A 12,723-nucleotide genomic window follows, 5' to 3' on the forward strand; every position below is an offset into this window, starting at 1 on the left:
ACCATTTATTTACATATTACATTCGATGAAGTTTTTCGAAGTCGGTTTGCAGTTTGCCTGACACGGACTCGTACACTTCAAAGAGGGCTTTGTATTTCTCATGATTCTCAGCATTCGGTTCATAATGTTCCTTCATGGGAATGGAGGATTTAATGGATGCTAAGCTGTCCACGTGACGGAGGCTGTACAATGCAACCCAGGCAGCTCCCCAGGCGGAACTTTGGTGGCTTACCGGGATATCGATACGCTTGTTGAAAATATCTGCGAGCATTTGCACCCATGTCTCTGACCGTGCAAATCCACCGCTCGCATAAATTTTCTCATGTTTGTTGCCAAGACGCTCCAGGGCACTTCCAATATGTAAAATGGAAAACAGCACGCCTTCCATCGCGGCTCTCGTCATATGTCCTTTGCCGTGAGCGGGAGTCAGTCCGATGAACGACCCTTTCGCTTCCGCGTTCCAGAACGGCGCACGCTCCCCGTTTAAATAGGGAAGGAAAAGTAAATTCCCTGCACCCGCTTCCACTTCACTCGCAAGCTTCGTCAACTCTTCAACCGGAATTTCATCTTCATGTGAAAATAGCTCCTGGATCCATTTCAGCACAAGACCGCCGTTATTAGACGGGCCGCCGGTAATCCACAAATCATCAGTAAAGCTGTAGGAGAACACTTCCTTATGGTCATCGAGAAGCGGTTCACTGGAAAATTGTCGGATCGCTCCACTCGTACCAATGGTAATGGCTGTCTCACCCGGCTGAATCGCACCAATTCCAAGGTTCGCAAGCGGACCATCACTTCCACCGATGACAAAGGTCGTTCCGGCATCGAGACCAGACTTTTCAGCGGCCACTCCGCTCATGCCTTTCATTGCATACGTAGGCTCAACCGGTTGGAAAAGCTGTTCACGACTTATGCCTGCAATAGCGAGCGTTTCTTCATCCCAAGTGTGTTCGTGAATGTTGAAAAGACCGGTGGCGGCAGCAATCGAATAGTCGACCACTTTTTCCCCGAACCAGCGATATAATAAAAATTCTTTCACAGATACAAAATAGTCGGCCTTTTTCCAAGGTTCATAGTGGTTGTTTTTCATCCATAATAGTTTTGATAGCGGGGACATCGGATGAAGCGGTGTCCCTGTGCGCCTATATACATCGGGGTGGCTTTCCTTCAACGAGGACGCTTCACCAGCACTGCGAGCATCCGCCCAAATCATCGAAGGAGAAAGAGGTTCTCCTTTTTGGTCCATGCAAATAAGAGAATGCATGGCAGCGGAGATTCCGACGCCCACAATCTCCCCCCGTTCAATAGATTGTGTACTTGAATGTAATGCTTCAAGTGCGGCCTGCTCCATTTGAAGCGGGTCCTGTTCGGCATGGCCGACGGCAGGGTGAGAGAGGGGATAAGCCACTTCATATTCAGCAGCGACCTCTCCATTTTTATGAAAAACGACGGATTTCGCACTCGTCGTTCCAAGATCTAATCCAATCACATAACTCATGTAAAACTTCCTTTCTACACACGCTTCCTTGAAATGGCATCACGCATACGCTGCGTAGCGGTTTGCGCTTGTTCTTTCTTTTTCACACTATAATTGACAAAAAGGGAATCGATCAATGAAAGACCAGCGATCCTTGAAGCCAGCGCTTCTGAACGGAATTCCGTTTCCTCTGCGACTGTATACAAAGACAAATCGACCACTTTTGTCAGTGGAGATTTAGCGAAGTTCGTAATGGCGATAATCTTCACAGTGTTTTCTTTCGCGACATCCACGATATCAAGAATATCCTGATTCGATCCAGTATGGGAAATGACAACCGCTACATCCGTTTCTCTCATTTGAGAGGCAGACATCAGCTGCAAGTGCGTATCCGGATATGCATACGCTTCCATTCCTGTCCGCATAAACTTGTGCTGTGCATCCATCGCAAGGATGTTCGATCCGCCACTTCCGAAAAAGAAGACCCGATCGGCTTCAACCAGATACTCCATCGCTTTTTTTAATGAAAGCGGGTTTTGGACATCCCGCGATGTTTCGAGTGCCCGGATATTGGCTTGAAAAACCTTTTCTGTAATTTCAAAGTCGGTGTCGTCTTCCGTAATCTTTTCATGAATATCCTGAATCGGATTGACGATTTCTGAGGCTAAAGCAATTTTCATTGCCTGATAGCCTTTAAAACCTAAGCGCTTACAAAATCTGAAAACGGTTGCATCAGCGACCATAAGATCATCCGCAACCTGGTTAATGGTAGAGTGAACGATTTCTTCTGTATTTTCTAAAATGTAATCAGCGATCAGTTTTTCTTTTTCACTGAATTGTGTGTAAGAAGAACGGATTCTACTGATGACGTGTTTCGTGGGAGCTTCAATCATAGGGATTCCTCCTTCGAATTTCCACTTTCTCTTATTGTATATGAAATTTATTTCAAAAGAAAGATTCGGGTCGGTGAAATTTTTTTCTAAAAAACTATTGAACTAAAAAAGATTTATTGTATAATCGAAATTACAGAAAATAATTTTCACATTTTCGAAATCGCTTTTTTTTAGTAGTTCTTTGAAAGCGCTTCTAAAACAGAAGGGTGGCGAAGAGGGTAGACATACGAAAACTATTTTCTATGGAATCGATTCCTGTTTTAATGACTCTTCATTGAAAGCGGTTACCGATTCAGGAACAGTCCGTAAGCTTTGTGAAAAAATTTTACATACAAGGAGAGAGGTTGAACATGAAAAAATTATTTGGTTTATTGTCCATGGTTCTTTTGATTACGGTTCTAGCCGCTTGTGGTAACGGCGGTTCAGAGTCTAGCAGTGGCGAAGGTGAAAGCGCTTCAGGTGATAGTGGCGAAACAAAAACGATTAAAGCCGGTATCGGTCTGAACAGTGATCACCCTCAGTACAAAGGTCTATTGAAGTTTAAGGAAATTGTTGAAGAGAAAACAGACGGCGCGATCAAAGTGGATACATATCACAGTGGTCAGCTTGGTGACGACCGTTCCATGACGGAAGCGCTTCAGCTTGGTACACAGGAAGTGGTTGTTCCTTCTACCGCACCATTAGCGAACTTCGTACCAGAATTCAGCGTCTTCGACATTCCGTTCCTTTTCCCTAACGAACAAGTAGCGGATAAAGTACTAGACGGTGAAGTTGGACAAGAATTGCTTGGGAAACTAGAAGAACAGAACCTTGTTGGCCTTTCTTATTGGGAAAATGGTTTCCGTGACCTTACAAACAGTGAGCGTGCGGTAGCATCTGTTGATGACTTCGATGGTTTGAAAATCCGTACAATGGAAAACGACCTTCACTTGGATGCCTTCAAGGCACTAGGAGCAAACCCTACACCAATGGCATTCACAGAATTGTTCACAGCGATGCAGCAAGGTACAGTTGACGGTCAGGAAAACCCTTATGCAACGATCTATCTTCAAAAGTTCTATGAAGTTCAGGATCACGTTTCTAACACGCACCACATCTACAGCCCATTCGTATTCTTGATGAGCAAATCTTTCTATGATGGTCTGACAGAAGATCAGCAGAAGATCGTTAAAGATGCAGCCGTTGAAGCAGGTAAGCACGAGCGTAAGTTGAACCGTGAAGCGAACGAGAAGTACTTGAAACAGCTTCAAGAAGAAGGCATGGAGTACACAGAAATCTCAGATGAAGCTCGCCAGGAAATGGTCGATGCAGTAGCTCCTGTCATTGAAGATTACAAGAGCAAGATCGGTGAGGAAACCGTAGACAAAGTTTACAAAGCGATTGAAGACGCGCAAAAATAATAGAATGACTGAGAGTACGCTGTAGCGAGACTGCAGCGTATTCTTCGCCATTCAGGGTCAGTTGAGGTGAAGAAAATGAACATCATTCGAGCGATCGACCGCAGATTTGAAGAAGTATTGCTCGTCATTTTCTCGACCATCATGGTCAGTGTCATTTTCCTGCAAGTCGCGATGCGAGTGTCGGGAAATTCATTGTCCTGGTCAGAGGAACTCGGACGGTACTGCTTCATTTGGTTAGTGTATATCGGAATCAGTTACGGAGTGAAGAAGCAGCGTCACATCAAAGTAGACGTCATGCTGCTTTTACTTAAAGGTAAAGCAAAATTGATGCTCGCCATCATTGCGAATCTACTATTCTTAGTTTTCAGTTTGTATGTTGTCGTCAATGGATACAGCATCGCTTCCCAGTTGCTATCGTTCGGCCAGCAGTCACCGGCCTTACATATACCGATGGGACTCGTTTACATGGCGACGCCAGTCGGGTTTGCATTAACAGCCATCCGTCTCGTACAAAACTTGATCGTTCAGATCAAAATGTTGATTGGTAAAAAAGAACTCGATGTCGACGATGAACGTGATCGTATGCAGCAGCAGGAAGGAGAGGATGAATCATGACAACAATCGTATTATTCGGGACATTCGCCCTCTTCCTATTGCTTAGTGTACCGATTGGAATCGCTCTCGGATTATCGACACTTGCGACAATCTTCTATACTGGCGCCATTCCGGTCCAGTTTTTAATGAAGGAACTCGTCACATCTGTCGACTCATTCCCATTGATGGCCGTTCCCTTTTTCATCCTAGCCGGTGAAATCATGGGGAAAGGCGGCATATCCGAGAGACTGTTCAACTTCGCAAACGCTCTTGTTGGTAACAAAACGGGCGGATTTGCAATGGCGACCATCGTTACATGTATGTTCTTTGCTGCGATTTCAGGTTCTGGACCAGCAACCGTTGCAGCGATCGGTGGCATTATGATTCCTGCCATGGTGAGACAAGGGTATGACAAAAAGTTCGCAACAGCGACAGTAGCTGCAGCGGGTTCTATTGGTGTCATCATCCCTCCAAGTATTCCGATGGTCATCTACGGAGTCGTTGGTGGAGCATCCATCGGTGACATGTTCATCGCAGGGATTATCCCAGGATTCATCGTAGGTGCAGCACTTCTTGCTTGGGCGTACATTTATTCAAGACAACAAGGGTATAAAGGTCTGGCAGAAAAAACGTCCCTCGCAAACATCGGAAAAACATTCTGGGAAGCCAAATGGGCGCTTGTCATTCCAGTCATCATCCTGGGTGGAATTTACGGCGGAATTTTCACACCAACAGAAGCGGCCGTCATCGCCGTCGTTTACGGTATGGTCGCCGGCTTGTTCCTGTATGGTGAACTAAGCATCAAAGACATGCCGAAAATTTTCGCAGATTCTGCTCTGACGACTGCGACGGTCCTGATCATCGTAGGTTCCGCAACAGCCTTCGGTCGTTTGCTTACGATTGAGCAGATCCCGACACAAGTGGCCAACTTCATGTTGTCCATTTCAGAAAATGAGATCATTCTGATTCTATTGATCACATTGCTTCTGCTTATCGTCGGATGTTTCATGGATACATTGGCAGCGATCATCATTTTGACGCCGATCCTGCTTCCGATTGCCGTAAACCTTGGTTACGATCCGATCCACTTCGGAATCATCATGGTCGTGAACCTGGCCATTGGTTTCATTACACCACCACTCGGCGTAAACTTGTTCGTCGGCTCTGGAATATCCGGGCTCTCGATCGAACAGCTGTCCCGAGCGATCATCCCATACTTTTTCGCGATGATCTTCTCGTTACTGATGATTACGTTTATTCCAGAATTATCACTTTGGTTGATTAGCTTCGCTGAATGATGAAAAGAGGACTGACCCTCCTTGTACGTCACCCGAGATCCCTTGCTTTTAGGCAAGGGGTTTTTCGGTTTTAGAGTAGTTGTTATGAAGGATCGATTTCGGTGAGTGGAGGAGGAAGAAAATAAAACTCCTTCTCCTTTTCACGCGGAAGGCTCAAAGCTGAGATGTAAAGGTTATAGAAAATAAAACCCCTTAGTTAAATAGGAAAGGCGGTGCGGGCGCTGTCTATTGGATGGCGGCACGCAGCCGAACGGTAATTTTGTTATGAGTGTATTCATCCAAGTCGTATTGCCGGTCATTCTCATTTTCGGAGCTGGCTTTACGATCCAAAAAATCGCTAAATTAGATGTGAAATCGGTATCGACGATCGCTCTGTATGTGATGCTGCCTTGTTTAGTTTTCCAAACATTTTACGAAGCGGATTTGAACGGGGAATATTTGATGATGCTCGTCTTCTCCGGGTTGTTGCTTTTCAGCATTCTTGGAATAAACAAGATTGTCAGTAAAGTGAAAAACTATGATCAGAGCATGGAGAGCGGGTTGATTTTATCGACGGCGTTCATGAATTCCGGGAACTATGGTGTACCGATCATTCTTTTCGCCTTCGGGGAAGAAGGGTTTGTGTACTCTGTTTCCTTCATGGTTCTGCAAGCAATCATTATGAACTTTTTCGGCGTGTACTACGCGGCTAAAGGAACCTCAGGCCTGAAAATGGCGTTGCTTTCTGTTTTGAAAATGCCGCCGACCTATGCGGTACTTGTGGCGCTTCCAATGAACCACGGGGGCGTGCCGGTTCCTGAGAATCTTATGAACAGCATCGACTTGCTAGCAGCTGCAACGGTTCCGATGGTGATGGTCGTACTCGGCATGCAGCTCGCAGGAATCCCGTTGAGAAATCTGGAGTGGCCGAAAGTTTCCTATGCAACGACCCTTCGTCTGGTTGGTTCACCACTGATCGCCTTCGTACTGACATTAGTTCTGCCGATGAGTGACATGATGGCTGCCGTGTTGATTGTTTCCGCGGCCATGCCTTCAGCCGCAACGACGACGATCTATGCGGTCCAGTTCAATTCGAAGCCGGATCTTGTTTCAAGCATCACCTTAGTGACGACGCTATTTAGTATTGTCACAATCCCTATTTTATTGAACCTATTCATATAAAGGAGGAATAATAAATGAGTGAAAAAGTATCCAAAGATGTAACGGTACACATGAAAGAAACGCAGACGATTATGGAGCTGTCCCAAATCATCCAGCGTTATGATTCAGAAATCATACTGAAGAAAGTGGTCCAGGGGAAGCGTCCACGAAGCTAACCTGAAAAGCTTCCTCGGATTGATCAACTTAAGACTACAAGAAGGCGACGAAATCGAAGTCACCTGCATTGGCCCGGACGCCGCCCAAGCCCTAGAGGAAGTTGAAACCTTCCTGAAGCCTTGATTGGGATTTTATGTAAGACCTGGTCACCCATTACTTGGGTGACCGGGTCTTACTTTATTTGCCAGTTGAACGAAGAACTCATACTGATTCACGTCTTTGAAGTAAGAGAGAATAGTAGAGGTGGTAACGAACTCGGAGTAATAAGGGGTGGGGGATAAGTAATGAGCGTAACTGCTCCACTTGTAATCTTCAGGTTGGAAGGTGTTGAGAGCCCGGCAAGGGTTCAAGTGAATGTAGCGACTGACTTGAAGTACAGCATTCACATCATCCTCAAGCTTCGCTTTATAGGGTCCTTCAAAAAGATGACCGACATATCCATATTTCTTGTTGAAGTACATCGCGTATTGGGAGTGAAGATCTTTCATGAAGGTACCTGGTGGAAGTTCAATCGTTTCAATAAGGAGGTGAACGTGGTTTGACATGAGGCAAAAAGAGTGGAGGTGGAACGGGTGGGAAAGCATAGCTTCCTGCAAGAGAGTGAGATACTTATACCTGTCTTGGTCATTATAAAAAATATCTGTTTTTCGATTTCCTCTAGCCGTTATATGGTACCAGGCCTTCGGAAACCATCGACGTTTCCGCATTACATCAATCCTTCCTTCCTTCATCAATTATCACACCTACCCTTTATTCGACATAAACGCACAAACTCCTGCACCATTTCCAAATATTGTTGTACCATGTCTTACAATTTTTGGTGTACCAGGTCATACAAATAATTCCAATCCCACGCCTGAATTCTAATATCTCGCCACATAAAAAAGATCCGCCTTTTTAGGCGGATCTTTTTTATGTGGAGCTTTGTTTTTTCTTTTCTTTCCAGAACATATAGAGGTTCAGGCATAAAAACGCGACACTGAAGATAGCGCTGAATGTCGACATTTCGACGACATTCGTGAACCACCCCAGAATTAAATAAATGAGAAAAAATCCGGCAAAAGCGAGATAGAGCATCGTCTCTTCCTTTCCATAAAACGTCACATCCATTATAACATTCTAAGGAACGTGGAGGAAAATGACGATTACTCCGGCGGATACATGTGAAACCGATAGACGTTGAATTCATTGCCGGCTTCTATGCTGTAGGACTGAATGGGGAGGTGGGCAAATAGTGTGCCATCGGTTTGTTCGATGGAGATGTCGAGTACAAGTTCTCGATCTTCTAACAGTGGCAGAGGGAAAGGGTTGACGATCTCAACCATCCATTCGTAAGCCAGACGCTCGAGGAATGCATGGGTGAATGTTGTTGGTGCGTCATCGAGCCAAATATTCGCAAGAGGGAACAAGGATCGGGACGTTTGCTCCAAAGAGGATTCCTCCGTTTTTTATAGGGATAATAGTATTTTCCCTATTTATTCCTTTGATAAACAGCCGGCTACTTTCCTCTTAATCTGTTTTCGGGCTCTTTTAATAGTGGAAGGACTTTTCCCAGTTAATACAGCGATTTGATTCACGGTGTAACCGGTATAGCTTTGTTCAAAAATGATTTGTTCCATAGGGGTAAGAGAAGAGTAATGGTGGATGTCAAAAAGGAGAAGGTCTTCTTGTGGAGGATCTTTTTCAAGTGGTTTTTGGTGTAGGGAGAAAAAATGAACAGCTTCCTTGCCTCGGTGATTTTTCCGGTGCATCGTTTGAAGGTGTCTGTACAAGGATTGAATGAAAAAGGTGGAGAACTTGCTACGTTCGGGTTCGTACCTTTCTACACAGCGTAAGTATATGAGGTAGCTTTCCTGCAGGCAGTCTTCATAAGGTTCGGGGAGGTTCCAATGACGGAGGGAGGAATGGATAAGGCGTTGATAAGCGTGGAATTCGAGAATAGGATCTTTCATAGCACACTCCTTTCTATATAACTATTATCCTTTATTCGCCAACAAATGGGAATCAAAATTCAATTTTTCTCTAGAGAAAAATTGAAAAATATGCTAAATCATGACACCAAAATCCCTTTTTCTATCGATTATAGTATGAAGGAACATTTAGGGAGGGTGTCTTATGAACACGGATGAAATGTTTGAAAGACTAGTAGCAGAAAGTGAAGCGTTGATTCATTATCATATTCATAAACTGAACATCAAAGATAGAAACGGAGACTTCTATGCCGAAGGTCTTTTCGCCCTCTGGAACGCCTACCGTACATATGACCCTGAGGCAGGAACCTTGAAGTCGTACATGCACTGGAAAGTACGCAATGCCTTGATTGATAAAATCCGTAAAGATTCAAGAACCTATCAACAGGAGGAAGGAATCGCCGAGCGGATGGTGCAGGAAGGGCGTGACCAATGGGAAGACGAAATTACAGATGAACTCCTATGGAAACAGGTGAAGGAGATTCTCACACCGAATCAATGGAAATGGGTCTATCATTACATCATAAGGGACCGGTCCATTTCGCAGATTGCTCGTTTGGAAAAAGTAACTCAGGATGCTGTGAAAAACTGGGGCAGACATGCGAGGAAAAAACTGAAGGAACTAGGTACGACCATGTAAAAAGCCTCGGAGAAGCCCCCGAGACTGTGCGCTTACTTATTAATGGTTATGTTTATTTTGCTCAATCCGAGGGCGCGTGCCGCCTTAATCATTTTAGCAGCTTCTTGCTCTGCATCCTGGATTTGAACGTCATTTCTGGAAATGCTCAACGTCGTCCCGCCAGACAACATCGTCGCTTCCTCAGCTGTATGTTGATCCTCTTTAATCGATAAAAACGATTGTGGTTGTTCTTCCATCATATCTTCCTGACGCATACGATTGACGCGTCCGCGAATCTTACGACCGTGATACACGACGCTCGCATACGGGCACCCTGTCTCAGCAGCAATTTCTCGGTAGTTTTTATCTGTCTCGCCGATCAGACGCTTCACTTCGCTGAGGTCATAGTCGTATTGTTTACTCTTCTTCGCCATTTCGAATCCCCCTTTTCATTTTCTAATAATATTGTATACAAATTTTCTCCATAATAATAGTAGGAGTTAGTAATTCTTTAAATCTTTTAAATCCCCTGACAGTTGTTGTAAACTATTAGATATGTCAAATGAAAAGATAATAGGAAAGTGTGACTTGTTTTGTATAAAAGAATTATTTATAGTTTATTACCCCTGGGTGTAATGGGATTAATATTCTTCTTTTCTTCCCAACCCTATGATCAACAGGACCTTCGTCCTACAATGAACCTTTATATCAATTTAGACTTACTAAAACCAGTCTTATCTCCGATCGAATTTACTTACCACGGGGAGACAATCAACATAGAAAACCGTGGGGTCGACGGCATGCTGGAGTTTCTCATCCGGAAAGCCGCCCATCTGACCGTATTTTTCCTCCTCATGGTCACGACGTTTCTGGCTTTCCATCACAACACAGGCTGGGGGTTAAAAGGAAAGCTGATCGCATCTTACATCACTACCGTCCTCTATGCTTGCTTTGATGAGTATCACCAGTCGCTCACACCAAACCGCACGCCCTATGCAGGGGATGTCGTCTTAGACAGCGTCGGAGGTATGATAGGGCTCTTAGTGATCCTTCTCATTTATTTTAGAAAAAGGAAGGTTACACGTTGATGCTGAATGATGTATATTTTGAACAACTCAACCTAAGCACATCTAAAACATCCCATATTGATAAAAAAGAGAACCAGCACGCCATGTACTGGTTCTCTTCGTCATTTTTCAGGAGTTAAAACGAGCGTTTCCGCACCACTCAGGTCTACTTGAAGCGGTTCGACTTGGTAATCTTCCAGAGCCAATTCAAGTCGTTCTCTTTTACTATCATCCCATTCATCAAAAAGGGCGACCGTGGTCGGCCCAGCCCCGCTGATATAATGGCCAAGAGAATGTTCTTTCTCCAGGATCCCTTTGAAAGAGGAAAAGCCGGGAATCAGAATCTGCCGGTAAGGCTGATGCCAGCGGTCGCTCTGCATCATTTTTCCGGCAAGCGGCCAATTTTTCGTTGCTAATGCCGCGACGAGGACATTAGCGCTCCCACTATTGTTGACCGCCTGTTTATAGTCCATCTCCACAGGTAGCAACCCACGTGCTTTTTCTGTTTCCAAATGGTAGTCCGGTATGATGGCGAGCTCCAGGTCAAATCATCCATTCCTTCTGTAAAATGGACATAATCCAAATGCTCCCCATCGTAATTGGATACCATAATGCCACCGAATATAGCAGGTCCTACATTATCAGGATGCCCTTCGATTTCGCAGGCGATTTTAAACTTCTCATAACGGCTCAAGCCAAGATCGAGAAGGTGATCGGCCAGTTCAATTCCTCCGACAACGGCGGTTGATGAGCTGCCAAGTCCCCGAGCAATCGGCACATCATTCGTCAACTCCACGTGGGTCGCCGGAAGCTCTTCATGACCCATGGCTTCGGCTGTGAATAACGCCGTTTTGTAAATCAGGTTGCTTTTGCCCGAAGGAATATAGGGCTGGTCTTTTTCAGGAACGGAAAAAAACCACTCATCCGCCGGCTGACAGTCAAACGTCACGTACTTCGATAGTGCAATGCCGACGGAATCAAATCCCGGACCCAGGTTCGCTGATGTTGCAGGCACTCGGATTTGAAACCGGCTCATGATTGGACACCTGTGACAGCAGAAGCGAAAATGTTGTAATCATTTCCGATCCTTGTAGGCTTGACCGGGCTCTTATCAATAGCTGTGTTCGGGTCTTTCAAGCCATTTCCTGTTAACACATGAACGATTTTCGAGCCTTGCGGGATCGTGCCGTCTTTTACTTTTTTGATCATGCCTGCGATAGAAGCGCAGGATGCCGGTTCAGCGAACACGCCTTCTTTTTCAGCTAAATATTGATACGCTTCAACGATTTCTTCATCTGTTACTTCATCAATTAGACCATTGGATTCATCACGCGCGCTCAACGCTTTATCCCAGCTAGCCGGGTTACCGATCCGAATCGCTGTCGCCAGCGTTTCCGGATCCTCGATGATTTGATTGCGGACGATCGCAGCAGAACCACTCGCCTCAAAGCCCATCATCTGAGGCAGGCCGGAACCATGGCGCTCATTGTATTCCTTGAACCCTTTCCAGTACGCCGTAATGTTTCCGGCATTACCTACGGGGATGCTTAAAATGTCCGGTGCAGAGCCAAGAGCGTCACAAACTTCGAATGCAGCCGTCTTCTGACCTTCGATGCGGTAAGGGTTCACAGAGTTCACGAGTGTGACCGGCTCATTCTCCGCCATTTTCCGGACCATACGAAGAGCGTCATCAAAGTTCCCTTTGATTGCAAAAATTTCCGCGCCGTACATAACGGCCTGCGCCAATTTTCCTTCCGCAATTTTTCCATCCGGAATGACGACGATGCAGCGAAGTCCTGCCCGTGCAGCAAAGGCAGCCGCTGAAGCGGAAGTGTTCCCAGTAGAGGCACAAATGACAGCCTCTGAGCCTTCTTCGATTGCTTTTGCCATCGCCATCACCATGCCACGGTCTTTGAAGGAGCCTGTCGGGTTCGCTCCTTCAATTTTTACATAACCCTCGATACCCAGGTCCTGCGAGATGGACGGGATGGGAAGGAGCGGGGTATTGCCCTCATGTAACGTCAGCTTTGGTGTTTTTTCGGAAACGGGTAAAAACTCGCCATATTCATGAATTAATCCACGCCACAT

Annotated in this window: 18 protein-coding genes; 8 read left to right on the plus strand and 10 right to left on the minus strand. The window is 45.4% G+C overall.

Features of this window, described 5'->3' with window-relative positions; genetic code table 11:
- Window positions 1-16: 16 nt before the first annotated feature.
- Both LC065_RS07450 and LC065_RS07455 read right to left on the minus strand, forming a co-directional pair.
- Window positions 17-1,498: a gluconokinase gene (locus LC065_RS07450; protein WP_226592596.1), complete on the minus strand. Its 1,482-nt coding sequence runs from the start codon at window positions 1,496-1,498 to the stop codon at window positions 17-19.
- A 14-nt stretch (window positions 1,499-1,512) separates the two neighbouring features.
- Window positions 1,513-2,370 carry a MurR/RpiR family transcriptional regulator gene (locus tag LC065_RS07455; RefSeq protein WP_226592593.1) on the minus strand — a complete coding sequence of 286 codons (858 nt, stop codon included), beginning with the start codon at window positions 2,368-2,370 and terminating at the stop codon, window positions 1,513-1,515.
- Window positions 2,371-2,720: 350 nt separating this feature from the next.
- On the opposite strand from LC065_RS07455, the gene LC065_RS07460 reads away from it, so the two are divergent.
- The 6 genes from LC065_RS07460 (at window position 2,721) to LC065_RS20450 (ending at window position 7,102) form a co-directional block, all read left to right on the plus strand.
- Window positions 2,721-3,770, plus strand: a complete 1,050-nt coding sequence (locus tag LC065_RS07460; protein ID WP_226592591.1) for a TRAP transporter substrate-binding protein — start codon at window positions 2,721-2,723, stop codon at window positions 3,768-3,770.
- Between the two features lie 75 nt (window positions 3,771-3,845).
- A complete protein-coding gene (locus tag LC065_RS07465; RefSeq protein WP_160911046.1) occupies window positions 3,846-4,385 on the plus strand; it encodes a TRAP transporter small permease in 540 nt (179 codons plus the stop codon).
- Window positions 4,382-5,662, plus strand: a complete 1,281-nt coding sequence (locus tag LC065_RS07470) for a TRAP transporter large permease (protein ID WP_226592589.1) — start codon at window positions 4,382-4,384, stop codon at window positions 5,660-5,662. Before LC065_RS07465 ends, LC065_RS07470 begins: the two co-directional genes overlap by 4 nt.
- 264 nt (window positions 5,663-5,926) lie before the next feature.
- Window positions 5,927-6,823, plus strand: coding sequence for an AEC family transporter (locus LC065_RS07475; protein ID WP_226592587.1), 897 nt, complete (start codon window positions 5,927-5,929; stop codon window positions 6,821-6,823).
- A 14-nt stretch (window positions 6,824-6,837) separates the two neighbouring features.
- Window positions 6,838-6,978, plus strand: coding sequence for a hypothetical protein (locus LC065_RS07480; RefSeq protein WP_306163859.1), 141 nt, complete (start codon window positions 6,838-6,840; stop codon window positions 6,976-6,978).
- Between the two features lie 19 nt (window positions 6,979-6,997).
- On the plus strand, window positions 6,998-7,102 hold the full coding sequence (locus LC065_RS20450) for an HPr family phosphocarrier protein (RefSeq protein WP_371933420.1): 105 nt from the start codon (window positions 6,998-7,000) through the stop codon (window positions 7,100-7,102).
- Between the two features lie 23 nt (window positions 7,103-7,125).
- On the opposite strand, the gene LC065_RS07485 is transcribed toward LC065_RS20450, so the two are convergent.
- The 4 genes from LC065_RS07485 to LC065_RS07500 form a co-directional block, all read right to left on the minus strand.
- Window positions 7,126-7,710 (minus strand): transposase, encoded by a 585-nt coding sequence (locus LC065_RS07485; protein WP_226592584.1) that lies wholly within the window; start codon window positions 7,708-7,710, stop codon window positions 7,126-7,128.
- 181 nt (window positions 7,711-7,891) lie between these two features.
- Entirely contained in the window at window positions 7,892-8,089 is a 198-nt protein-coding gene (locus LC065_RS07490; protein WP_226592581.1) for a hypothetical protein, read from the minus strand.
- 35 nt (window positions 8,090-8,124) lie between these two features.
- Window positions 8,125-8,409, minus strand: a complete 285-nt coding sequence (locus LC065_RS07495) for a hypothetical protein (protein ID WP_226592579.1) — start codon at window positions 8,407-8,409, stop codon at window positions 8,125-8,127.
- 45 nt (window positions 8,410-8,454) lie between these two features.
- Window positions 8,455-8,931 (minus strand): sigma-70 family RNA polymerase sigma factor, encoded by a 477-nt coding sequence (locus LC065_RS07500; RefSeq protein WP_226592577.1) that lies wholly within the window; start codon window positions 8,929-8,931, stop codon window positions 8,455-8,457.
- A gap of 163 nt (window positions 8,932-9,094) precedes the next feature.
- Here LC065_RS07500 and LC065_RS07505 point away from each other — a divergent pair, with 163 nt between their 5' ends.
- On the plus strand, window positions 9,095-9,589 hold the full coding sequence (locus LC065_RS07505; protein ID WP_226592574.1) for a sigma-70 family RNA polymerase sigma factor: 495 nt from the start codon (window positions 9,095-9,097) through the stop codon (window positions 9,587-9,589).
- Window positions 9,590-9,621: 32 nt separating this feature from the next.
- On the opposite strand, the gene LC065_RS07510 is transcribed toward LC065_RS07505, so the two are convergent.
- The gene (locus LC065_RS07510) at window positions 9,622-10,002 is read right to left on the minus strand and encodes a hypothetical protein (RefSeq protein WP_226592573.1); all 381 of its coding nucleotides are present in this window, start codon (window positions 10,000-10,002) and stop codon (window positions 9,622-9,624) included.
- A gap of 159 nt (window positions 10,003-10,161) precedes the next feature.
- On the opposite strand from LC065_RS07510, the gene LC065_RS07515 reads away from it, so the two are divergent.
- A complete protein-coding gene (locus tag LC065_RS07515) occupies window positions 10,162-10,656 on the plus strand; it encodes a VanZ family protein (RefSeq protein WP_226592571.1) in 495 nt (164 codons plus the stop codon).
- Window positions 10,657-10,757: 101 nt separating this feature from the next.
- Here LC065_RS07515 and LC065_RS07520 read toward each other — a convergent pair whose 3' ends face one another.
- The 3 genes from LC065_RS07520 to thrC are packed head-to-tail and all read right to left on the minus strand — an operon-like array spanning window position 10,758 to window position 12,723.
- Window positions 10,758-11,108, minus strand: a complete 351-nt coding sequence (locus tag LC065_RS07520) for a homoserine kinase (RefSeq protein WP_306163860.1) — start codon at window positions 11,106-11,108, stop codon at window positions 10,758-10,760.
- Window positions 11,048-11,671 carry a homoserine kinase gene (locus tag LC065_RS07525; RefSeq protein WP_306163861.1) on the minus strand — a complete coding sequence of 208 codons (624 nt, stop codon included), beginning with the start codon at window positions 11,669-11,671 and terminating at the stop codon, window positions 11,048-11,050. The genes LC065_RS07520 and LC065_RS07525 overlap by 61 nt, the downstream gene beginning before the upstream one ends.
- A complete protein-coding gene (thrC, locus tag LC065_RS07530) occupies window positions 11,668-12,723 on the minus strand; it encodes a threonine synthase (protein ID WP_226592567.1) in 1,056 nt (351 codons plus the stop codon). The genes LC065_RS07525 and thrC overlap by 4 nt, the downstream gene beginning before the upstream one ends.

This window comes from Halobacillus litoralis, from assembly GCF_020524085.2.
Taxonomy (GTDB): Bacteria; Bacillota; Bacilli; order Bacillales; family Halobacillaceae; genus Halobacillus; species Halobacillus litoralis_E.